This is a genomic window from Labrys sp. ALF-8, assembly GCF_059699065.1.
Genome location: NZ_AP048541.1, coordinates 312,898 through 335,725 on the forward strand (window position 1 = coordinate 312,898; position 22,828 = coordinate 335,725).

Sequence of the window (22,828 nt, forward strand, 5' to 3'; positions counted from 1 at the left end):
ATCTGTCAACGCGATTTTTTGCAGCCGGCGTCGGATTGCCGGCTGCGTTACTCGTGGTCGTGGTCGTGCGATTGGCCTGGAAGGTCGAAGTGCCGAACGAGTTCAGACACTTGCGCGGGTGTCAGGTGCCGTGGATTCAGGTTGTGCAAAAGCAGATAGAGCTTCGCCGTTTCCTCAAGCTCCTCGATTGCGAAGACGGCGCTTTCGAGGTCCTTCCCCGCGACGACGGGGCCGTGATTGGCAAGCAGGACGGACGTGTATTTGCCTGCAAGCCCCGTGATGGCGTCGACGACAGCGGGGTCTCCGGGCCTAAAATACGGTACCAGGGCAGTCCGCCCTGCGCGCATCAAATAGTACGGCGTCATGGGCGGGAGCACCGCCCTGGGGTTAACGCCAGGCAGCATGGAAAGCGCCACCGAATGCGTGGAGTGCAGATGCACGACCGACTGCGACGACTTCACCGTATCGTAGATTGCCGTATGGAGCGGGATCTCCTTCGTTGGCTTGTCGCCGGACAGGAGGTTGCCCTTTGAGTCCAGCCTTGAGATCGTCGCCGGGTCGAGGAAGCCGAGCGATGCGTTCGTCGGCGTCACCAGCCATCCGCCATCGTCGAGCCGGATCGAGATATTACCCGAGGAACCAGGTGTCAGACCCCGATTGAACAGTGAGGCGCCGTAGCGGACGAGTTGTTCGCGGATCTTGCTCTCACTGGCATTCGGCATCGGTCAGCCCCATTGCATATTGTAGATAATCTACATATAGAGAGATCTGAAGCAAGGAAATTTTGACGTGTCATCTAGCGCAAGTGAATCGAAATCCGGTGTCGCGGTCATCGGCCTCGGATCGATGGGTTTCGGAATGGCGGCCTCGCTGCTTCGCGACGGCTTTGCGGTCCGCGGCTATGATCCCTCCCCGGCGGCCGTCGACAAGCTGGTGGCGGCAGGCGCCGCCGCCGCGAGTTCTCCGGCCGAAGCGGCTCAGGGCATGCCGGTCGTTCTATGCGTCGTGGTCAACAGCGCGCAGACCGAGGCGGTGCTGTTCGGAGAGCACGGCGTATTCCCGGTAATGACCCCCGGCTCGGTATTCGTTTCGTCGGCCACCATGGCACCCGCCGATGCCAAGCGTTTCGCGGTGCGGTTGGCCGAACGTGACATCCTGTATCTCGATGCGCCGATCTCGGGCGGCGCGGCCAAGGCGGCAGCCGGTGCACTTACAATCATGGCATCCGGTTCTCCAGTTGCGTTCGACCGCGCCGCGCATGTCGTCGATGCGATTTCGACGAAACTCTATCGCCTTGGCAGCGAGGCCGGGGTTGGTGCCTCGGTGAAGATGATCAACCAGCATCTGGCGGGCGTCCATATCGCGGCTGCGTGCGAGGCAATGGTGCTGGCGTGCAAGCTTGGGCTTGATCTTTCGACCGTGTACGAGGTGATAACCGCGTCGGCCGGAAACTCCTGGATGTTCGAGAATCGGGTCCCGCACATCCTCGACGGTGACTACAAGCCACTCAGTTCGGTGGAGATCTTCGTCAAGGATCTCGGTATCCTGCAGGATATGGCGCGGGCCGAGCGCTTTCCGGCTCCCCTCGCCGCCGCTGCACTTCAGATGTATCTGGCGACTTCCGGGGCGGGCATGGGGCGCGACGACGACGCCTCGGTCGCCCGGACCTATGCCGCGCTTTCGAACGCGGCCCTCCCAGCGGTAAAATCGAAGGCGTGAGGAGGACGGCGTTTCATGGTGCGCTTCGCTTCCAACCTTATGATGAGGGTCACGGAATGGCCGTTTCTCGATCGGTTCGAGACTGCTGCGGCTGGTTCGGCCCTTGCAGGAGAACCCTGACATGACAGCTTTGCTCGCAGCGATCGCCGACGATTATACGGGTGCGTCGGACCTCGCCAACACCTGGCGCAAAGCCGGGCTGAGAACGGTGCAGACCATCGGAATTCCCTCCGATGTCACGACACTGAAAGACATCGACGCCGTCGTGGTGTCGCTGAAGATCCGCTCCGCTCCAGCCGACGAAGCTGTCTCCAGGGCGCTCGCGGCGGAAACGCTTCTGCGCGACATCGGCGTCGGCCATGTCATGTACAAGGTCTGCTCGACCTTCGACTCCACGGATGACGGCAATATCGGGCAGGTCACCGATGCGCTGCTGGAGCGCACGGATCAGGAATGGGTCGTCGTCACGCCTGCATTTCCGGAGACGGGACGCACGGTCTACAAGGGCAATCTCTTCGTCAACGATGCGCCGTTGAACGAAAGCCCGCTTCGAAACCACCCGTTGAATCCTATGCATGACGCCAACCTTGCGCGTGTGCTGGAGAAACAATCGCAGCGGCCTGCCCGTGTCCTCGACTTCCAGACGGTCACGGCCGGCGTGGAAGCCTGCCTTGAAAAGATAGCCTCGATTTCAGATGGCCGGCCATCGATCATCGCCGATGCGATCAACGATGCCGATCTCCAGACACTGGGCAGACTGACGCTTCGCACCAAGGTCTCTACCGGGGCATCGGGCCTCGGCTATGGACTGGCGAGGGCCGCTCTGGACGCGCGAATGGTTGAAAGCCGTGCGGCGGGCGGTTTACGCCCTGCCGGTGGTCTTTCGGCAGCAATCGCCGGAAGTTGCTCCGCGCGCACGCTGGAGCAGATCGCCTTCGCCGAAAGCCACATGCCAGTCTTGCGTCTGGATCCCGAGCGCATCGTGACCGGAACCGGCGTGATCGAGGAAGCACTCGCCTTCGCACGCGAGCACCTTGGCAGAGGTCCGGTCCTGGTCGCTGCCTCCGCATCGCCCGAGGTGGTCGCTGCCGTTCAGGAGAAATGCGGAAAGCACGAAGCGGGCCTGGCGATCGAGCGCACATTGGCCGAGGTTGCGGAAGGCCTCGTCAACCAGGGCGTCCGGCGTCTCGTCGTTGCCGGAGGTGAAACGTCCGGATCGGTGGTCGACAGGCTGGCGATACGCTCCTTCCAAGTCGGCGATGAACTCGCCCCTGGTGTTCCTATGCTTCGCACCATAGGTCAATCTGGTGGAGACCTGATGGTGGCGCTGAAGTCCGGCAATTTTGGCGGGGTCGATTTCTTCCCGGATGCGCTTTTGCGCCTCACATAGATCGCAGATCAAAGAAACACATAACTCAGTGGAGAACACCGTGGTTAAGAGCCTTGCCCAGAACATAGTCTTGATCTCAGGCGCGGCCGGTGGTGTCGGCCGCGCGGCGGTTGCCCAATTCGTCGAACTCGGTGCGCGCGTGTGTGCGACCGACATCAGTGCGTCCGTGGCCGATCTGGAGAAAGGTGCATCAGGTCAGATCGTTTCCGTGACCGCCGATGTCACAAGATCTGCCGATGTCGAAAGGATCTTTGCCACCGCCGAGGAAAAGCTCGGACCGGTCGATGTCCTAGTCAGCAATGCCGGCTTCATCATCTCGAAATCCGCACATGAAACCAGCGAGGATGAATGGGATGCCGTGATGAACGCGAACGCCAAGTCGTTCTTCATGATGTCGAAACGCGCCCTACCGTCGATGCTTCGGCGCGGCGCAGGCTCGATCGTTGCCACCGGCTCGATCTCCAGTGTTGTCGGCTTGCCCGAACAGGCGGCCTATTGCGCAGCCAAGGGTGCCTTGTTGCAGTTGGTTCGTCAGATGGCAGTGGACTATGCCGGGCGTGGTATTCGCGTGAATGCAGTTGGTGCCGGGTCGATCAATACGCCATTCCTGACCCGCTATCTCGAAGGCCTCGAGGACCCGGTGGCCGGCGAAAACGCGATCAAGAACGCGCATCCGCTCGGTCGCTGGGCCGAGCCTGAAGAGATCGCCGACGCGATCGTCTATCTATCCAGCCCGCGTGCATCGTTTGTGACAGGGCAGATACTCATGGCAGACGGCGGATACAGCGCCCGATAGCCGAGGTGCCAATTTATTGCGCCCCTGTCGGCAGACTTTCATGTCCCAAACCGACTCTCGTCTTGCGGCAGGCAACTCGCGATGTCTGCCGCCAAGACCTGCTACAACGCTTTGACTTGTCCGCGGGTGCAATGTCGAATATCCGCCTCCGCACCTACGAGCTATTGCGCTTCCAAGATTAAGCTCGAACTGAGTATTCAGCTTGAATTCCCACCACCCTCGATCCATCAGGTCAATTCCCCGGTCGTCATGCAGGAGAATCCTGTCGGCTTCCAATCGCCGTCCAGCTCGAAGTTTCCTGAAAGCCCATGACTCGATTTGCTCCCTCCGGCCCGAACCGGCCAAGCAGGTCTTTCCAATCCCGGCGAAGGGCTGTCTCGGGCCGCCACCGAAAGCTGTGCCTCAGCTTCTCATCCAGCCTGTCCTCCATTGCATCGGCAATGAAGCCGCCTATGGCGGGGATGTGACAAAAGCCATGTCCTGAACCACCCACCCCCAGGACCAGGGACGGATAGTCCGGGTGCCGCGTAATGAGAAAGGCCCGGTTGGGCGTATCCGCGCACCAGCAAATGCGGGCGAAGCTGAAGGGGCGCTCCGCGAGATGGGGCATGGTCTCGCGCAGGAAAGCACGGCAGCGCGCTTCGCTTTCGGCCGGGATTTCGTTTTTCGCGAAAGGATGCCCGGCTTTGGGAGCTTGCTCGTCTTCCTGCTCATGAACCCAATTGCAGTAGCCTGGGTGCTCGTCACAGATTTTCAGCTCATGGCTGTCTTCGTCCGGCTCCATGAAGAAGCCTCGTTCGATGTTGAAGAGGACGGGAAGATTCTTGAAAAGCCTGGCTTCTTCTTCCGTCATCTTGATATGCGCCAGCGTCCAGGCGGTGGGCCGAAGCTGATCCTTCATGTCAAAGAGTGAGGCGGAATTCGCGCCAGTGCAGAGAATGATACGGTCGGCGCGGTGTTGAACGCCATCCACCGTCATGGCGCCTTTCACGTCCGAGCACTCATGGATCAAGCTCGTGACTCGCCCCTCTTCCTCCCCCGTGATGAATTGGACGCCGAGGCGGCGCGCTTCCCTCGCCGCGCTTTCCATGCTTTTGCGCGCGTGAACCCAACCGGCACCCGTCTTCTTCCACCAGCCTTTCCATCCGGGAAAGTCTCCCGTCAAAACGCCCGCGGGCATCGTGGCGATGAAATCCTCCTTTTTCGAAAGCCGGATCCAGCCGTCGGCCTCGCTGGGTCCGTCACGGGCATTGAGGTGCGCAAGGGCCTCGTCGGAAGTCGCGGCGAGGATACATCCCGTTTCATGGAAGTACGGCTGGAAAACCGGATCATTGAGCCAGCCATTGACCGCCGCATCGAGCAATTTGTTCGAGACATATCGCTCGTCCGCGTCGTCTCCCGCGAAGGAACCCAGCTCAAGGATCTTGTTCAGATCATTGCCGGCGGATATCGGCGACGGGACAGGATAGGGATCCAGCACAGTAACCGAGTTGTAGCCCCGGCGAGCGAGATGGAGGGCGGTGCTGCACCCCCAGGTTCCTGCACCGACGATGAGGATCTTCGAATCAAGACCAGGAGATTCTGGCATTCTGGAAACAACCCTGGCGCTGTCAGTTGCATTATCACGATGATCAAGAGGCGTCTCCGTTGGGAGCGCGTCTCCGGTCTGGCGTGGAAGAAAACGGACGCACTCTGAACCGAGTTTTTGTCCACATGTGGTTGGCTTTGTGGTGTTCCCTTCATCGTCGAGGAAAGGGTGCCCGAGGCGACCAAATCACAGACAAATGTCATGTTTCTTAGCCGCGTTAGCATAGTACCTAAAGTCGATAAACTTCGCCAATGCAGATAGAATCGAAATCAGCCGGATACTTAAACATTTGTACTCGGGCCTGGGCCGTTCTAACTTCCAATGAAGATCTTCTCGGGGTGTAAGTCATGGCTCGATTTCTGGTGATGCCATCGGTCGGTAGCTGTATTCCGATGTCCGCATTGCCCGCTGCTTTCGACGGAGCTATCTCGATTACGAAGCCTGTCGGTCAGGGGCCGCTAGCACGCAATCTCTCCGATGATGTGCGGACGATTCAGGAGGCGCTCAATCAGGTCACCGTCAGCGGCCTGCCAGGCGGGCCGATACCCTTTCTGACCGTCGACGGCATCACCGGGCCGAAGACCGTGGCGGCCATCATCAACTTCCAGCGTGTGCAGGTGAAGGAAATGGGCGCGCCCGATGGTGTCGTGGAGCCCGGCAAGAAGACCATCCTTCGCCTCAGCCAGATCGTCACGCCGCAATCCAAATTTGATCTCAATGCGAAGCTGGCGGTCGTGTTGCCGCGGGTAAGGGCGGCACTCTCGGCAGCCGTCCGCAATGTCTCTTCCGTCATCACCGGCGGCCCGGGCGCCTCTCCAGTCGCCGAGGACAGGCTCAACCGGCACTTTCTGCTGAACAAGCTCGATCCGGCCCGTCAGAGCGCCGCCCGTGTCACACTTTTCGAAACGTTCAACGAAATGGGGTTCGTCATCGATCGGCCCGAGCTCTTCGACATGTTTGGAGCGATCGACGCGTTCGATGTCGATCCGAACAACGCCAAGATCGCTCTCACGACACCGGAGGGTGTTTTCGAGCCGCCGCTGATCAACGGCGAGGATAATCCGGCGAGGCACATCCGGCTTGGCTTCGGTTTCTTCGCCCCTTCGGTCAACACGGACTTTGGAGCTTTCATCATTTTGCACGAGCTCTCGCATTTCACCGGCCGTCGGGACGGGGAATCCATCGAAGACAATGGGCGAGGCTGGTTCAATGACGCTTTCATCTTGCCGCTGGGCGCTGCGCAACGTCTGCTCAACGCCGACAGCTACGCGGGCTTCGCCTTCGAATGCCTGACGGAGAGCTCGACGAAACCCCCTTTCGTCAAGACCGCGCCAGGCGGCCTCGGCGGTGCCCGTTGACACGTCGGATACCCCATTTACCGCAGTAGCCGCGCGTTTTCAGGAGATCCCTCATCGAGTAGCTTTCAAAGCGCCCGCGCTGGAGCTGCAATTCCAGCTGCGCAGTCGATCATGAGAGACCGTCAACTTCGGCGAGACGGTGTATGGCCGGATAAGAACGGCAGGGCGCCTGCCAGGAGGTCGAGACCCTGCCCGCCGCGCGTCGATAAAGCCCGAAACAGTGAATGTGCTTTTCGACGCTAAACCGTTGGAGACGTCTGGCCAGGAGCCGCTGTCAGGCGAAGTGCGCGGTCCAGGATTTCTCCCACCGTTTCGCTTTCCGCGGAGCCGTCGCGAACGCGGGCAAACCCTCGCTGTAGTCGCGTTGCCAGCTCGTAAGCGACGTCCGAATTCGGCAGGGCACTGTCCTGGTTCGTCCAGAAGCGATTGCTCGCATCCCACAGGCCGACCTGATCGAGAAACCGGACGCCGTAATAATAGCCATCCACCGAATCGTCAGCCTCGCCAAATCCATCGTCCTCCACGCTGTGGTCCAGACACCAGCCCAGAAGCTCTGCGATCGCCTCTCGCGACCCGTCCTTCTGGTCTCGACGCATATGCGGCCAGCCATAGGCGAGGATCCGAACCACATCGTAGTTGTTGTGATTGTTAAACTGGCCATCGGCGGGCCGCCATCCCATGGGATAACGCAGGTTCTTTATGTCCAGCGTAGTATCGACCAAAGCCTCCCACCGATCGACGGTACCTGCCAAATAGCTGACGATGTGAAAGGTGAACGAGAGATCCTGGACCATGACGAGGCGATCACCAAATCTGTACCACGGACCCCAATATCCCGTTCTGGGGTGCTGGGTTTGTCGAAGGAAGTCCCGGTAGACCTCCTCCAGCCTATCCGTCACTTTGAATTCCAGATCCCGGCTGGCCAGGAGTGAACGTATCCCATCCTTGAAGATCAATTGGGACATGCTGGCGATCAAAGAGCCCAGTTCGTCGCGCCGATTGTGCCCGGTCGCGGCAATGTCCGTTATCTGCAGGCTGTAAAGGTTGGACAGCAGCACCTGCGGGTTGTTGAAGCCCTTCAAGAACGTGAGAGGCTTGATAGCCCCTTGACGAACCGCCCTCGATTGCAGGGCGTCGACCGTCGGCTCCAACTTACGATAGAAGGTCTGGGCACACATGCCCCAGGAGCCATCGGGGCTCTGCGTCAAGGGGGATGCATCGGGTCGATCGATGAGGGCCTCAAGTTTCTGGAGATGTCGATCCACATCGTCCCACGCCTCCCCGTAGTGGACGAGCCAGGTGGTTTCCAGGAAAACTTGGTTGGCGCAGTACATTGGTGTCCGGGAGCTGCTGATTTTCTCCAGCCTTTGCTCCAGATCGTCAAGCTTGGCTTGTGCCTTCGTCCGCTTGTTCGAATAATCAGGATCCCGTGCTTCGAAGGCTTTCTTGATATCCTTCAGGATGTCTTCCCGTGTAACATAGTCACTTGCGGACGCCGACCTACTGTGCGATCGATCGGAGATCTCTCCCTTTGCCTGTGACATTTGTGAAAACTCCCGGTGAAATTCTTGCAATGCCTGCATCTGGCCCAAAGCTTGTGTCGTAGTGGCCGCCGCCGAAAACTCCGCGACGGCCGTTGGCGGGCCCCTTAGAGGGTCGGCACAGATTTGGGCTGTGCGAGGGTGATTGGTCCGGCCGGGTACTCGAACGTGTCCCCTGGCGCAGCACGCCCTTGGCGGTCAACCTCAATTGTGGAGCCGGAAATCTTGTCCTTGTCGACCGTCAATGTCAGGAAGCCCCACTTCTTATCCGCCTTGTATTTAAGGGTGGCTCCCGAGTCCGGCGCGACATCTCCTACCTCGGAGTGGACAGCATGAAGATTGTGATAGCCGCCGTTTCCCGTCACGACAAAGGGGGTTGGGCTTTCCGTGGCGATCGTCTGCTCGATACGCTGATAGTCGTGGACATGTCCTGAGAGAACAAGATTGGGCACACGCCCTGTGTCCCGGATGGCGTTCTCGAGGACGTCCGCCATTTTTGAGCTACCGCTATGGTAGGCGTCAAACGAGTAGATGGGATGGTGCAAGGCAAGGATCAGGGCGCGATCGGTCGGGGCCGTCGCGAATTCATTGGTTACCCATTGCTGCTGGATGGAATCGATGGATCCACCTTCGGGGACATTCGTGTACAAGCCGACAATCGTTGCGAAGGGTGAGGCCATCGTCCAATAGACATTAGGCAGGTTCAACTGCACGCGGGGAGCGTCCTTCGATATCGGATCGACGTCCGGGTGTGCCTGCATGAAGTAGTCTACCCAGCCGTCGAGCGACGTCTGCACTGCTGGATCGTCTACCTCGCCATCGTGATTGCCGGGAATGGAAAACATAGGAATGTTGTAGTGGGCATAAGGCTCGTAGAATTGCGAGTAATAATCGTCCCGGAGTCCCGTGTAGTAGACGACATCGCCGACGTGATAACAGAACTGCGGTATATCCTCGTTCCCGCTAATCAGATGCTGGATCATGCTCTCGGCGACATTGTTTTGGAATTCGCCGTCCTGAACACCACCGGTATCTCCTACGACATGAAATATCATGCGCGATCGCTCTTCCATTGTCCGCGCAATGTCGGGAAAATTCCCGGCAAGGTCATAATGATACGGGGCGAGCCCGAGCGGGCGAGGGAGTGGCTGGAAGCTGACGTTCCGATGACTGACCGGATGCAGCGGACTAACCCCCGGATGCGCTTGCGAGCGCTGCGCCGCTGGTCGCGGGCGGACTTCACCCGGCTGTAATTTTGTTATCCATGCCTGCTGTTGTGGTTTGGCTTGATGGGGCATCGCGATTACCTTTGTTGTCGCGACGGCAGATCGCCTCAAAGGCACGACAAGGGAGTGCCGGCGCTCGCGTCAGTTTTGGAATTGTGGATTTTGCAGCTGATAGATAAGCGGAAGTTCCAGAAATCAATTCAACCCACGACTGATCTCACACGCGCGACTGAATTATCAGCGAATGTGCTGCGGTCTATATGATCTTTCAGTGGTTTGTATTACTTGGAAATGCACCTTCTATTGGCGCCCCAGCCAGCTACGATAGAATTACTCCAGGCGTGATACCTTCGTGACTCGCAAGAAGAAGCATCGTCCACTTGGCTCAGTGGCAACTCGATTACCGTTTCATGAAGCATCGGGGCCGAAGAATTGTCCGCCTGACGACGGAGGACCGATCTCTTCTTTTTGGGGTATCACGAACAGATGCGACGCTCCGGGTCATGAATGGGTCGTTGCGGAGGAGATGTGGGTATCTCCCGGCAGGCGGGCCGCAGGAAGCCGCCGAAGCCGAGCCATAGACCCAGGGAAATCGAGGCAAACCCGCCGAGTATGTAAAATGCCGCCTGGAACCCAAAGATCTGGGCGAGCCACCCTCCGATTGCCGGCGACAGGCTAGCCCCTACGCCTTGCACGGTCATCACGGCGCCTTGTCCGACATTGACCCGCCCTGTGCCGTCGAGCAGGCAGGCGACAAGGCCGGGTACCGCGACACTCTGCAGTCCGGCTCCGATGCCGTCCAGAGCCTGGACCGGCCAGACCCCCCAATATTGGATGAAGGTACCCGCCAGGAGCCCTCTGATCGGAAGGGCTGCAAAGGAAACCAGGAGGACGAGCCAATATCCCCTTGCCGATGCCATCTTCATCGCGGCGATGGAGGCCACGATCATCACGGCCTGGGCGACGACAACCGTAAGCGCTGTGAAGACAGCCGGGTCGACTTTTCCCACGCCAACGACCGCCATGCCATAGAGCGGCAACATGGCGCCATTGCCGAGGTGGAAGAATGCCAGCGCCGCCGCGAGAAGCAGCATGGGCTTGTTGCCCAGCAGGTCCAGGAAGCCCTCGGCCTTTGCGCTCCCATCTCTCGCATCGTGGCTTTCCAGGCCGCGCGCCGCCCTATGGTCAATCGTACGCTCGGGGATCGAGAGGACCGAGATGATCGCAAGCAGACCGAAGATCGCGGCAAGAAAGAAAATGGCCGGCATTCCGTACGCCCAGCCGAGCCACCCCGACAGTCCGGCGCCAACCATATTGCCAGCATGGTTCCAGGCTTGATTGCGGCCATTCTGGGCGTTGAAGCCCTTCTGCCGAACGATCCCGAGAGTCATGCCGGCGACTGCCGGGCCAATGACGGCGCCGGCGACCGCGGTTGCGACCTGGCTCGCGGTAACCACAAGTCCGGACTGAGAAAGAAGGATGAGAAAAGAGGCTAGGACCGTGCATATACCGGTCACCACTACGACCCAGCGTTTCTTGTCGGTGTGATCGATGAAGGCGCCAGCGGGCGCCGTCATCGCCATTCCCGCAATGCCACCGGCCGTCATGACGGTGCCGATGGGACCGGTGGCCCAGCCATGCTGTAGGAGGAAGACACCCAGGAAGGGCCCGATGCCGGCCTGCATATCGGCCATGAAGAAGTTGAGTGCGAGCAGGGAGTGCCTGGCACGGCGCATCTCGCTGTCGGCTGCGGGCGCCGCGCCCGAGGAGCCCGCCACAACGGTTGCCATAAGTTTCTCCTAGTGAGGTGACCGGGCAAACGTCTGAGGTCTTCCCAATGTTCCGAGGCTTCAAGGAAAGGGCCACCTCGACCGCAGCCTTGGTCGCTTCGTTCGGCTTCGGTAAGGGGCAGTGGTGTCTAAACTCCGCCCTACGGTCGTCGGGAGGGCGTCCCTTGCCGCGAACCGTTCCGGGAGACCATGAGGGTCGGCAGCCACGTGAATTCCGGCGTGAAGCTCGATGAGGACAAGGGGGCCGGTCGAAACCAACCTCGAGGATCGCTTCCACGAGCAAGACATCACCGACTATAACGATCCCCATTGTCCAATCACGGCGCGTCTTTGGAAAACGGGGTGCGCCCTGGAGGAGGAAGTAGTGCTGAAATACCTGTTCGCGGCGGCATTGGTCGGCGGCACTGTGCCGGCAGTGGCCCAGGTCCAGCCGAAGCTCGCCCAGATGTGTTCCTCGCGCTGGCTCGACGACTACGAAATGCAGTCCGTGTGTCTCAAGCAGCAGCGGGAGACGCTGGAGAAACTAGGGAAGCAGGATGCAGATACGCCCGCGCCGACACCAAAGAGGAGCCGGCGCATCAACTGGACGATGTGCAGCGTCGATGGTCTTGAGGAGATCCTTTTCACCACCAAGGCAGACTGGAGCACAACAGAGGACGGCACACAGCTGTTGATGGGGAAGAAGACTTCGGCGGTTACCATCGACTCCGGGACCTGGAGCACGGACGATTATGTCTTCAGCTTCGACAAGCCGACGAGAAAGCGCCGTATCAACGTGATTGTCGAAAGCCAGGCGGCCCCGAGACAGCACTGGGAGGGGTTCTGCGTCCTGTTGAGCCCTGAGCCATGATCGCCGGGGAATGACGCCTGGAACTAGACGGGATGATCTCCAGCCACCCGGCCCGATCCTCGCCTGTCCCATGCAGGCGATTGCCCGGGGTCCCAGCTTTGCCGTTTTGGCGCTTCGGCCAACGCGGTCGTCGGCGCCGCCCGAGAACGGACCTATCCGAAGGAAAGACCGACGTCTTCCCTTCCAGCTACGCGAGGACGTGCCGCATGAATTGCGAGAACAGTTCCTGCTGGCTGACGATGCCGAGCTTCGCGTAGATGCTCTTACGGTGATTTTTCACCGTGCCTTCCGCGATCTCCAAGATCGAAGCTATTGAGCCGGCAGAGTGGCCGCGCAGGATGAGCTGCACGATCATCTGCTCGCGGCGCGACAACAACGCTGCTCCGAAGCGCTCGAAGGCAAGTTCCATGACGTCTCCGCGACGTCCGATGTCCCTTCCGACATCTGCCATGGGAACGCCATCCCAGTGCAGGCGGATGATCTGCCGCACCACCGGCTCCACGAGTTGCAGAACACCGAACTCTTCCCTGCTGAAAGGCTCGGTGCCATTGGAACGCATGAGGGAGAAAATCGCCCTCGTCCCCGCGGAGAGCCGAACCAGATAGCCGATCTCCTCGGCGAGCGATCCAGACTCCATCGAAATACAAGGATGGACTTCCCAGGAGTTGACGTACTCGCCTTCGAAGAAGTTGTCCGGGGCGAACTCCTTCATGCGATATAGGCCGTCCGGGACCGCTCCGGCGCACGCTGTGTAAAAGGGGTCGAGCAGATAGGCGCCATTGAGATAGTTTTCGAGCGCCTCACCCGGAGCCCTTCCCCGAAATCCGTCGTGAAGAAATATCGGCCGAGCATCCTTCGGGTAGGCAAAGCATACGGTCAGATCAAATCCCACCAGGCGATCCAGCGCTTCATCGAGGAGCTTTGGCAGTCCCGGCATCGCAACATTTGCGAGCAGATCGCCAGCTTCCTGATGCCAGCGCGCCGCTCGCTGAAGCCAGTCGATCGAAGCTGCTCCTTCAATTCCAGCTTTCATAGACATTTCTCGACTTCCCAAGGCCCCCGTCTGGCAGGCAGCTCTAGCCCCTTTGGGACATTAACCTCGTCCCGCGAAAGTGCACATGATGGCCGCTGGAAAGCTGAAGCGCCATCCTGTTCCGGCTCGGGGCCTCCTGGCGACAAATATCGGCACCGCAAATCCAGATTGAGGAGAAGATCGTGGAACAGCCCGCGAATTCGATCACCCCAGGCTATTCTGAAACGGACAAGCAAAGCGACGTCAAGATACTCCACGGCATGGGCTATGCTCAGGAACTCGAACGGAGGATGAGCAGGTTCTCGAACTTCGCGATCAGCTTCTCGATCATTTGTATCCTATCCGGCGGCATCAATTCGCTGGCACAGGGAATCAGTGGCGCCGGTGGCGCCGCGATTGGTATCGGGTGGCCGCTGGGCGCGTTTATTTCGGGCGTGTTCGCCGTCGCCATGGCGCAGATTGCGTCCGCCTATCCGACCGCGGGCGGCCTATACCACTGGGGCTCGATCCTTGGTAATCGTGGCTCCGGCTGGCTGACGGCCTGGCTCAATCTCATCGGCCTCGTCACCGTGCTAGGCGCCATCAACGTTGGCACCTGGACGTTTTTCTATGGCGCTTTCGGCCCGGCGCTCGGGCTCAGCAACACCTATACCGAGCAATTGGTCTTCATGGTCGTGATTACGGCCAGCCAGGCGCTGATCAACCACCTGGGAATTCGCCTCACGAGCGTCCTGACCAATTTCAGCGGCTATCTCATCTTCTTCGGCTCCATTGCCCTAACAGCTGCCTGCCTGGTCTATGCGCCGCATTACGAATGGTCCCGCCTGTGGACGTTCCACAACTACAGCGGTGATGCGGGCGGCGGCGTCTGGCCTCAGACGAGCAGTGTGCCCTTCCTGTTCCTTCTCGGCCTTCTGCTGCCGATCTACACCATCACCGGCTACGATGCTTCCGCTCACACCTCCGAGGAAACCCGCATGGCAGCGGTGAACGTGCCGCGAGCGATGGTGAGTTCGGTCGTCTGGTCCGCACTGTTCGGCTGGGTTTTCCTGAGCGCGGTCGTGCTCGCCATTCCCGACATGAACAAGGCGGCCGCCCAAGGCTGGAACGTCTTCTTCTGGACGATGGACCAGGTCATGCCGGCGGGCGTGAAGATGGCACTCTACGTGATTATCACTGCGGCCCAGTATCTATGTGGGCTGGCCACGGTCACCTCCGTTTCGCGCATGATCTTCGCCTTCGCACGCGACGGCGGATTGCCGGCATCGTCGGTTCTCAAGCGGGTGAGCCCTCGCTTTCGGACCCCGGTGAGCGCGATCTGGGTCGGCTCGGTCCTGGCTATTCTCTTCACGGCCTACACGCCGCTCTACACCACGATCGTCTCGGTCACGGTGATCTTTCTGTTCCTGTGCTTCACGGTGCCCATCACACTCGGTCTTGTCGCCTATGGGCGGCGCTGGACCCAGATGGGGCCCTGGAACATCGGCAATGGCTTTCGCGTCTTTGCGGTTCTTTCTATCCTGAGCATGATTCTCATCTTCATCATCGGCGTGCAGCCTCCCAATGACCCGGCTCTCTGGATCACCGCCGCCTTCCTGGTGTTGACCGGTCTCGTCTGGTTCGGCTTCGAACGCCGCCGTTTCCGCGGCCCTCCGATCGGCGACGAGATCGCACGGCGTCAGCGCGACATCGCCCAGGCGGAGAAGGCCGTCGGCGAAGCTACGCAACCCTGAGTATTTCCCCGGATACCGGCGATCCATCGGCCGCCGGTATCCTCCCCATCCAAGGATTGACTTCCATGACCGGACGTTTGGACGGAAAGATTGCGCTTGTCTCGGGCGGTGCGACCGGAATGGGCGCTGCGGCGGCAGGCCTGTTTGCCAAGGAAGGTGCAAAGGTTGCCATCATCGACCGGAACGCGGGCGATGGACGGGCAACGGCTGCGGCAATCAACGCGTCGGGAGGCACGGCCCTGTTCGTGGAGGCCGATGTCTCGGAGCCGGAAGCGGTCGAGGCGGCGGTCGCATCCGTTGTCGAGCAGTATGGCGCCATCACCGTGCTCTTCAATCATGCGGGCTCGATCGTGATCAAACCCTTTCTGGAGACAACCCTCGAGGAATGGGAACGCCTCATGGCCATCAATGTGCGCAGCATGTTTCTGATGACAAAGGCCGTTCTGCCTCACATGATCGCTGCAGGCGGCGGATCCATCGTGTGCACCTCCTCGATCTCGGCTGTTGCCGCGACGCCCATGGAAGTGCTCTACGACACGACCAAAGGCGCGTGTCATATGTTTGCCCGGGCGATTGCCGTTGAGTTCAGGGATCGCAACGTCCGTTGCAATGCGGTCTGCCCCGGCTTCGTTCGTACGCCCCACGGGCAACGCGAACTCGATCAGCTTGGCCGCTATGGCGTCGACGTATCGCCCGAGGCCCTGGCCAGCCAGCAAGGCCGCATCTGTGAACCGGAAGAGGTGGCAAAGGCGGCGCTTTTCCTTGCCAGCGATGAGGCCAGCTTCGTCAACGGCGCTCATCTCTTCGTCGATAATGGCTTTACCGCGGTATGACCTGAGCGGCTGGTATACCGGACAGAGGTCTCGGAAGTCACCGGGCCGGACGCTGGCTTCATCTCGCGCGGTCTCTTCGCGGTGTCGAAGGCATGCTTCCGGCGTGGCCCAAGCCGCAATGCTGGCCCTGTCTCGTTTCGCGGCCAGGTCGCCTTCCGGTGGCCTAGGTGCAACTTGCTCTTCTGAGTTCGCACAAAGACAGGGGGAATTCGGCGAGGTCGGCTCTCATGGCCTCGCTGAAGCACGATGAGAGGCGCGTCCTCCCTTCGTGAGGCGCTTCAGGGATCGATCGTTTTTGCCTCCTCGGCGACGATCAGAGCGAGCAGGCCAGGGAACCGCGTTTCGATCTCGTCACGCCTCAGGCTGATCGGGCGGCTGTTGCCGCGATCGACCTGATGAATGAGCCCGGCCTCACGCAGGATACGAAAGTGATGGGTGCGTGTGGCTTTGGTCACCGGCAGGCAAAAGGATACGCATAGGCGCTCCGTCCCGCTCGGATCTCGCGCCAGTTCAGCGATCACTTGACGCCGCAGGGGGTCGGCGAGGGCCTGCAGGACCTGATCGAGGCTCATCTCGTCCCTGTTGTCGGACAGTGCTTGGTCGGTCATTCCGGCTCCGAAGGTATGTCTTGCGTCGTACCTTCTATGGTTCTAAGGTTCGATGATCATCGTACCATGGGTAGTGACCTCATGACAAACGCGTCGTCTCGCGTTGAGGAAGGGCTTGCGTCAGTCCCCTCGAAGCGTAGGACCCTCGGCCTCATCGCCATGAGTCTCGGCGTGGGGGTGGTGCAGTTGGACGTTGCCATCGTCAATGTCGCGCTCGAGCGGATGCACGATCTGGCGGGGCCGAACGTTTCGGCACTGCAATGGGTGGTGAACGGTTACACGCTCGCTTTTGCCAGCCTCCAGCTCACGGCCGGACGTCTTGGCGACCTTTTCGGAATCCGGCGCATCTTCGTCTTCGGTGTCGCTCTCTTCACACTGGCCTCGCTGGCCTGTGGGCTTGCTCCGACGGCTGGCATCCTCGTCTTCGCCCGCGTGGTGCAGGGCATCGGCGCGGCACTGCTGCTGCCCTGCTCGCTTGCCTTGTTGACCCACAGCTATCCGATTCCAGGCGAGCGTGCCCGCGCCATCGGTATCTGGGGATCAGCCGGGGGACTGGCGCTGGCGGCGGGACCCGTCGTCGGCGGGCTGCTCGTCGCGGCATTTGGCTGGCGCAGCATCTTCCTCGTCAACCTCCCGATCGGTGCCATCGCCATTTGGCTCGCAACCCAGTTTACGCTGGAGACAGAGGGGCAGCGCAGTGGCTCGCTCGACCTCCCCGGCCAGGGACTGGCGATGCTCTTCCTCGTCACGGTCACCGCGGTCATCATCGAGGGCACGCCACTCGGGTGGAATGCACCTGTCGTGCTGACGGGCATCGCCATCGGTATTGCGAGCGGCTTGCTGTTCCTTATCGCCGAGACGCGTACGCCCGATCCGATGCTGCCGCTCAGCCTGTTTCGCAATCCGACCTTCTCGGCGGTGGTGTTCGTCGGGTTCTGGATGAATTTCAGCTTCTATGGTGCCACCTTCCTGCTAAGCCTCTACTTCCAGAGCGCACTCGGTATGCCGGTCCTCCTCGCCGGCCTTGCCTTCGTGCCGATGATGGGCCTGATCGGCCTGACCAACATCCTGTCAGGGCGCATCGCCCAGCGTTGGGGCCATCGTCCCCCGATCCTCATCGGTCTGGTGATCAGCATGACGGGCTACGGCCTGTTTGCCCTGATCGTGGCGGCGCGTGCGACCTATGCCGACCTGTGGTGGACCTTGATGCTGATTGGCGCGGGGACGGCGCTGGCCATTCCACCTCTCACCGCTGCCATGATGGAGACGGTGGACCGCACCAGGGCCGGTATTGCCGCCGGCGCGTTCAATGCTCTGCGCCAGACCGGCGGCGCAGTCGGTGTCGCCGTCTTTGGTGTCATCGGCCCTTCCGTGGCGGGTATGAGATTGTCGATGATACTCAGTACCCTCTGCCTGCTGATCGCACTTGCTGTCGCTGCCACATCCGTCGGGAAGCACAACCGGTTGAGCCGGAACATTGCAGGATGAGCGGGCAGCCTCGACAAATTGCATTGGGTGCCTAACCACCCTAAACCTGATTTGCGCCGCGCGCTCGGAACCAATGACCGGCGAGACCGTTGAGCTGTAACTTTGATACAACGCCGAATGCCCGGGTGGCTGGGTAGCGGCGATTTTAAGAGACTCGCATCATGAATATTTCATCGAGAGTTCGTTCAATTGGAGCTGCTGCGGTCATTGCTGCCGCGGGCATCAGCGTTGCCGGTACCGCGCATGCGGACAGCGGCACGATCCGCTTCTCCGTTTACAAGGCTGCCTTCTTCGTGGGTGGCTCCGGAGGCGAGGGCACCCTGAGCTTCCATGGTCGCCGCTATCCCATCTCTATCGGGGGTGTCTCGGGCGGCCTCGCCTTCGGGGCCTCCAAGACCTACTTCCAGGGCACTGTCCGCCACATTCGCAGCGTGCGGGATGTGACGGGGGTCTACGGTGCCGCGGGTGGAGGGGGCGCGCTGGGCAAAGGGGCCCAGGTGATTGTCATGACCAATGGCAAAGGAGCCCAACTCGAACTCACGGGCAAGCAGGTCGGTTTGCAGGTGAACGTCGATATCACCGGTCTTGCGATCACCGTGAAGTAGCGGTTCTCGCCTGATATTTAGGGGGCATGCTTGCAGGCGGGCATTTCCTTCAAGCCAGTTCGCCGGCGATGAGTATTCATGCTGACAGCATTTTGCTGGGGGTCTCACCTCGCAAATGTCAAATGTGCGGCCGGAAGTCCAAAGTTCTCGGTGTTGCTGGGCGCAAGCACCATTCCAGCGAGCTTGACCGAAGTCGGAACAAGCGCCGGTCCGCCTGGTACGCTGCAGGCGGACCCTGAACGATTATCTCAAGGCGCACGGCTTCAGCCGATGATGCTGATCGGTTCGTTCAGGGAAACGAATTCCTCATCGGTTTGTGTGCCCTCGATAAAGGTGAGCACCACGAAGCGCGCCGGGCTTTCAAGCGCCGTCAGGGGGTGGTGCCAGGTATCCGCGCGATAGTTCACGCCGATATCGCCGGGTACATGGAAGGCTCGGAGCCTATCGATATCGGGCATGCCTTCCACGCCATGCGGCGCGACCAGGATGAGGTAGCCGGCGCAGTCATAGGGTACGAAGGCCTGCGAAGAGAATTTGTGTCTCTCCATCTGAATGACCGTGAGCGGCAAGACCTTGGGCGCGACCGCCGCCAGGCTGAGCCGGGGCCTGGCCGCCGAGCGCAGATTTTGCAGTTCCTGGATGAGTTCGAAGCGCGGTCCGCCGGTGGCAGGGGCTAGCAGCAACTGACCGTATGGCGCGAACGCCTCGGCTGTGATCGGCTCGATATGGATGCTGCGCATCATGCTACCTCCTTGAAGGGATGCTCCGCCAGCCAGTGACGTGCGATCTCGATCCGTCTGCAGACCCAGACATCCTGCTTGGACTTCACGTAATCCAGGAAGCGCATGAGGCCGGAGGCACGGCCCGGGTGGCCGAGCAGGCGCATATGCATGCCGACATTCATCATCTTGGGCGCCATGCGGCCCTCATCGTAGAGCACGTCGAAGCTCTCGCGCAGATAGGTGAAGAAGTCCTCGCCGGTGCCGAAATTGGCCGTACCCCATTTCAGGTCGTTGTTGGTCAGCGTGTAGGGAATGACGAGCTGGGGACGCCCCTCGGCCAGGACGTAATAGGGCAATTCGTCATTGTAGCTGTCGCTGTCATAGAGAAAGCCGCCCTCCTCCATCAGCAGCCGCCGGGTGTTCACCCCCGAGCCGTATCGGCAGTACCACCCCAGCGGCCTCTCGCCCATGGTGCGCTTGAGGCTTTCGATGGCCATGCGGATATGGTCGCGTTCCTGCTCTTCCGTCAGCTTGAAATGCTCGATCCAGCGCCAGCCGTGGCAGCAGATGTCATGACCGGCGGCGCGGATTGCCGCGGTTGCGGCCGGATTGCGTTCCAGCGCCAGGGCACAGGCATAGACGGTCATCGGCAGATCGCGCTCGGCGAAGATGCGCATCAGGCGCCAGAAACCCACCCGGCTGCCGTATTCGAACATCGACTCCGCTGCGAGATCGCGCTCGCCACGGGGCACGGGCGATCCCGGCAGTTCCACCAGGCCGGAATCGCTGAGGCCATCGCCGTCACCGATGCTGTATTCGGAGCCCTCCTCGTAGTTGAGCACGAAGTTGAGAGCCAGACGAGCGCCCCCCGGCCAGTTGGGATTGGGCGGGTTGGCGCCATATCCGATCAGGTCGCGTTCAAGCGATTGCGGCATCGTTTCCTCCAGCAAGCTGCAGATTAAAGGGTTTGATGATCAAAATTGCTGTTCCTGGCGGCCGCGCACGAGCTGGGAAAGCGTCACGGCGATGACGAGCGCGCCTCCGTAGAACATCTCCTGGATGAACGAGCTGAAGCCCAGGAAGACGAGGCCGGTGATGCCGGTGACCAGGAAATAGACCGCCACCGTGGTTCCCCAGGGATTGAAGCGTCCCGGCACGATGCAGGTGGAGCCCAGGAAGGCGGCGGCAAAGGCCGGCAGCTGATATGAGACGCCGGAAACGGGGTCTGCCGCGCCCTGGGTGCCCGTGTAGAGCACCCCGGCAAGCGCCCCCAGGAAACCGGACGCCATCAGGCAGCCCACGCGCACCCTGTCGGTGTTGATTCCGGAGAGCCGCGCCACTTCGCGACCGCGCCCGACGAAGAGGATGCGGCGGCCGACCGCCGTATATTCGAGCATGTACCAGATGATCAGCGCGACGCCGATCGCATAATAGAACTCCAGCGGGATGCCGAAGAGGCGTTGCACAATGACCGCATTGATCAGGACCGGCGAGACACCGCTGATGGTCATTGAATCGCTCATCCAGAGCGTGATGCCATGCAGGAAAGTCCCCACCCCCAATGTCACGATCAGCGAATGGATACGGAAGAGCGTGATCAGCAGGCCGTTTACCGCTCCGATCACGAGGCCTGCCACGAGCGCCGCCGCTATGGCCCAGCCGATGGCAATGCCCTGATTGACATTCATCACCGCGATGAGCATCGACGAAAGGGTCATCGTGTAGGCAATGGACAGGTCGAAATCATTCGCGGTGAGCGGAATCAGAAGTCCGAGCGTCACGACGACGAGCACGGCCTGCGAGCCGAGGATGGTCGACAGGTTGGACCAGGTGAGGAAGGTGTCCGGCTGCAGGTAGCCGAACACGGCGATCATGGCGAGCCATACGGCGATCAGGCCGAACTGCTCGGCGCGGCGCAGCAGCCCTGCCCTGCCGCCGCTCGGACGTGCCTCCTTGCCGGGTGTCATTCCGGTCTGGACGGTATTGGGCATCACATCCTCCTCAAGCCACGCCGCCGGCGAGACAACGCTCCGCTATCGCTTCCTTGGTGATTTCCCCGCCGGCCAGCATTGCCACCACACGCCCGCCGGAGAAGATCAGGACCCGACTGCAGATCGCGGCGAGTTGCTCATAGTCCGAGCTCGCGCACAGGACGGTCGCTCCGGCTGCGGCGGCGTCCGCGATATGACGAAACACCGTCTGGCGAGCGCCGATGTCGACACCCTGCGTCGGCTCGTCGAGCAGCACCAGACTTGGCGATTGCTGCAGCCATTTGGCCAGCAGGACCTTCTGCTGGTTGCCGCCGCTCAGTGCCGAGATGGGCAGGAGCGGATCCGGCGGACGGATGTCGAAGCGGTGCCCTAGTTCGCTCGCGAGGCGCAGCATGTCGCCGCGATCGAGCATCCAGCGGCGAAAGCGGGTCGGCAGCACCGGCATCGTCATGTTGTCGGCTACGGGGAGAGCACCGATGGCACCGGCATTGGCGCGGTCGCCGGGAATGAGCACGATGGCCTGCCGCATGGCCAGGTACGGCGAGAAGGCGGACAGATCCGTTGTCCTGCCCGCGAGCCGCAATGTCCCGCGGGCAGGCCTGGCACCGTAAAGCAGATAGGGGATCTCGTCATATCCCGAGCCGATCAGCCCCGTGAGCCCAACGACCTCGCCGGCTGCGGCGGAGAGTTCGAAGCCCTCGATCGTACCGCCCGACAATCCCTCCACGATGCACTGCGGCGCTCCCCCGGCGATGGGTGCCGCCGGGCGCTCCGCCAGGGCCAGTCGCCGTCCGACGATGGCCTCGATGAAATCCTGCTTCGAGGACTGCGCGGTCACCAGCCGCCCAGCCACGCGCCCGTCACGCAGGATGGTCGCGCGATCGGTGATCTCCAGCACCTCATCGACATCGTGCGAAACGAAGATGACGCTGGCGCCGTCGGCCACCACGGCCCGAACGAGGCGGAACAACTGGTCGACGTCGCGGCGCGGCAGGAACGGCGTCGGCTCGTCGAGCACCAGCAGGCCATTGCCGGCACCGCCCTCCTGCCGCATCTCCTCGGCAGCACGCGTGATGGCCAACAGCGCACGCTGAACGGGCGAGAGATCGGCTAGGGTTGCGTCGGGATCGAGAGGGACGTCATAAGCTTCGAAACGAGCGATCGCCCGCCGCCGCTCGCCGGACCAGTTGATGGCGAGGGAGCGACTTTGGGCAAGCCTGCCGATCAGCATGTTCTCCAGCACCGTCAAAGTCGGGATGAGACCGAGATGCTGGTGAACGAAACTGATGCTGTGCTGCCTGAACGAACCGGCCGCAAGCGGCAGGGGCACATCGACACCGCAGACAGTGAGGCGAGCCCCGGGGTCCGGAGCATGGAAACCTGCCAGCACCTTGATCAGGGTCGACTTGCCCGAACCGTTCTGCCCGAGCAGGCCATGCACCTCGCCCTGCGCCACTTCGAGCGTGACGCCGTCGAGGGCGCGCTGGCCGCCGAACGTCTTCGACAGGCCCGTCAGCAGGAGGGCCAGTGGCAGTCCCTGCTGATGGGACACCGCCC

Annotated in this window: 20 protein-coding genes; 9 read left to right on the top strand and 11 right to left on the bottom strand. The window is 61.0% G+C overall.

What is annotated here, in order from left to right; translation table 11 throughout:
- Positions 1-47: 47 nt before the first annotated feature.
- Complete coding sequence (gene otnC, locus AC6H34_RS32405; protein ID WP_497541781.1) at positions 48-722, bottom strand: 3-oxo-tetronate 4-phosphate decarboxylase; 675 nt, start codon at positions 720-722, stop codon at positions 48-50.
- Between the two features lie 67 nt (positions 723-789).
- On the opposite strand from otnC, the gene ltnD reads away from it, so the two are divergent.
- The 3 genes from ltnD to AC6H34_RS32420 all read left to right on the top strand — a co-directional run bounded on the left by ltnD (position 790) and on the right by AC6H34_RS32420 (position 3,905).
- Positions 790-1,719 (top strand): L-threonate dehydrogenase, encoded by a 930-nt coding sequence (gene ltnD, locus AC6H34_RS32410; protein WP_497541782.1) that lies wholly within the window; start codon positions 790-792, stop codon positions 1,717-1,719.
- Between the two features lie 121 nt (positions 1,720-1,840).
- Entirely contained in the window at positions 1,841-3,109 is a 1,269-nt protein-coding gene (gene otnK, locus AC6H34_RS32415; protein WP_497541783.1) for a 3-oxo-tetronate kinase, read from the top strand.
- 40 nt (positions 3,110-3,149) lie between these two features.
- A complete protein-coding gene (locus AC6H34_RS32420; protein WP_497541784.1) occupies positions 3,150-3,905 on the top strand; it encodes an SDR family NAD(P)-dependent oxidoreductase in 756 nt (251 codons plus the stop codon).
- A gap of 247 nt (positions 3,906-4,152) precedes the next feature.
- Here AC6H34_RS32420 and AC6H34_RS32425 read toward each other — a convergent pair whose 3' ends face one another.
- Entirely contained in the window at positions 4,153-5,493 is a 1,341-nt protein-coding gene (locus AC6H34_RS32425) for an NAD(P)/FAD-dependent oxidoreductase (RefSeq protein ID WP_497541785.1), read from the bottom strand.
- A 392-nt stretch (positions 5,494-5,885) separates the two neighbouring features.
- Here AC6H34_RS32425 and AC6H34_RS32430 point away from each other — a divergent pair, with 392 nt between their 5' ends.
- Entirely contained in the window at positions 5,886-6,851 is a 966-nt protein-coding gene (locus AC6H34_RS32430) for a peptidoglycan-binding protein (protein WP_497541786.1), read from the top strand.
- A gap of 239 nt (positions 6,852-7,090) precedes the next feature.
- Here the strand turns inward: AC6H34_RS32430 and AC6H34_RS32435 are convergent, their stop codons facing one another.
- The 3 genes from AC6H34_RS32435 to AC6H34_RS32445 all read right to left on the bottom strand — a co-directional run bounded on the left by AC6H34_RS32435 (position 7,091) and on the right by AC6H34_RS32445 (position 11,408).
- The gene (locus tag AC6H34_RS32435) at positions 7,091-8,395 is read right to left on the bottom strand and encodes a hypothetical protein (RefSeq protein WP_497541787.1); all 1,305 of its coding nucleotides are present in this window, start codon (positions 8,393-8,395) and stop codon (positions 7,091-7,093) included.
- A 104-nt stretch (positions 8,396-8,499) separates the two neighbouring features.
- Positions 8,500-9,690: a metallophosphoesterase family protein gene (locus tag AC6H34_RS32440; protein ID WP_497541788.1), complete on the bottom strand. Its 1,191-nt coding sequence runs from the start codon at positions 9,688-9,690 to the stop codon at positions 8,500-8,502.
- Positions 9,691-10,094: 404 nt separating this feature from the next.
- The gene (locus AC6H34_RS32445) at positions 10,095-11,408 is read right to left on the bottom strand and encodes an MFS transporter (RefSeq protein ID WP_497541789.1); all 1,314 of its coding nucleotides are present in this window, start codon (positions 11,406-11,408) and stop codon (positions 10,095-10,097) included.
- A 364-nt stretch (positions 11,409-11,772) separates the two neighbouring features.
- Between AC6H34_RS32445 and AC6H34_RS32450 the strand changes: the two genes are divergently transcribed.
- Positions 11,773-12,258: a hypothetical protein gene (locus tag AC6H34_RS32450; RefSeq protein WP_497541790.1), complete on the top strand. Its 486-nt coding sequence runs from the start codon at positions 11,773-11,775 to the stop codon at positions 12,256-12,258.
- 187 nt (positions 12,259-12,445) lie between these two features.
- Here AC6H34_RS32450 and AC6H34_RS32455 read toward each other — a convergent pair whose 3' ends face one another.
- Positions 12,446-13,312, bottom strand: coding sequence for a helix-turn-helix transcriptional regulator (locus AC6H34_RS32455; RefSeq protein WP_497541791.1), 867 nt, complete (start codon positions 13,310-13,312; stop codon positions 12,446-12,448).
- 239 nt (positions 13,313-13,551) lie between these two features.
- On the opposite strand from AC6H34_RS32455, the gene AC6H34_RS32460 reads away from it, so the two are divergent.
- Positions 13,552-15,024, top strand: a complete 1,473-nt coding sequence (locus tag AC6H34_RS32460) for an amino acid permease (RefSeq protein ID WP_497541890.1) — start codon at positions 13,552-13,554, stop codon at positions 15,022-15,024.
- Between the two features lie 65 nt (positions 15,025-15,089).
- Positions 15,090-15,857, top strand: coding sequence for an SDR family NAD(P)-dependent oxidoreductase (locus tag AC6H34_RS32465; protein ID WP_497541792.1), 768 nt, complete (start codon positions 15,090-15,092; stop codon positions 15,855-15,857).
- A gap of 278 nt (positions 15,858-16,135) precedes the next feature.
- Here AC6H34_RS32465 and AC6H34_RS32470 read toward each other — a convergent pair whose 3' ends face one another.
- Entirely contained in the window at positions 16,136-16,465 is a 330-nt protein-coding gene (locus AC6H34_RS32470) for an ArsR/SmtB family transcription factor (RefSeq protein WP_497541793.1), read from the bottom strand.
- Between the two features lie 81 nt (positions 16,466-16,546).
- Here AC6H34_RS32470 and AC6H34_RS32475 point away from each other — a divergent pair, with 81 nt between their 5' ends.
- Together AC6H34_RS32475 and AC6H34_RS32480 are read left to right on the top strand one after the other, a co-directional pair.
- Complete coding sequence (locus tag AC6H34_RS32475) at positions 16,547-17,953, top strand: MFS transporter (RefSeq protein ID WP_497541794.1); 1,407 nt, start codon at positions 16,547-16,549, stop codon at positions 17,951-17,953.
- Between the two features lie 161 nt (positions 17,954-18,114).
- Entirely contained in the window at positions 18,115-18,558 is a 444-nt protein-coding gene (locus tag AC6H34_RS32480) for a hypothetical protein (protein WP_497541795.1), read from the top strand.
- 263 nt (positions 18,559-18,821) lie between these two features.
- Here the strand turns inward: AC6H34_RS32480 and AC6H34_RS32485 are convergent, their stop codons facing one another.
- From AC6H34_RS32485 to AC6H34_RS32500, 4 genes are read right to left on the bottom strand one after another with little or no spacing between them, the layout of a single operon-like run.
- Positions 18,822-19,301: an ureidoglycolate lyase gene (locus AC6H34_RS32485; RefSeq protein ID WP_497541796.1), complete on the bottom strand. Its 480-nt coding sequence runs from the start codon at positions 19,299-19,301 to the stop codon at positions 18,822-18,824.
- Positions 19,298-20,215 carry an allantoinase PuuE gene (locus AC6H34_RS32490; RefSeq protein ID WP_497541797.1) on the bottom strand — a complete coding sequence of 306 codons (918 nt, stop codon included), beginning with the start codon at positions 20,213-20,215 and terminating at the stop codon, positions 19,298-19,300. Before AC6H34_RS32490 ends, AC6H34_RS32485 begins: the two co-directional genes overlap by 4 nt.
- 39 nt (positions 20,216-20,254) lie before the next feature.
- Entirely contained in the window at positions 20,255-21,271 is a 1,017-nt protein-coding gene (locus tag AC6H34_RS32495) for an ABC transporter permease (RefSeq protein ID WP_497541798.1), read from the bottom strand.
- A 10-nt stretch (positions 21,272-21,281) separates the two neighbouring features.
- A complete protein-coding gene (locus tag AC6H34_RS32500) occupies positions 21,282-22,823 on the bottom strand; it encodes a sugar ABC transporter ATP-binding protein (RefSeq protein WP_497541799.1) in 1,542 nt (513 codons plus the stop codon).
- Between the last annotated feature and the right edge of the window lie 5 nt (positions 22,824-22,828).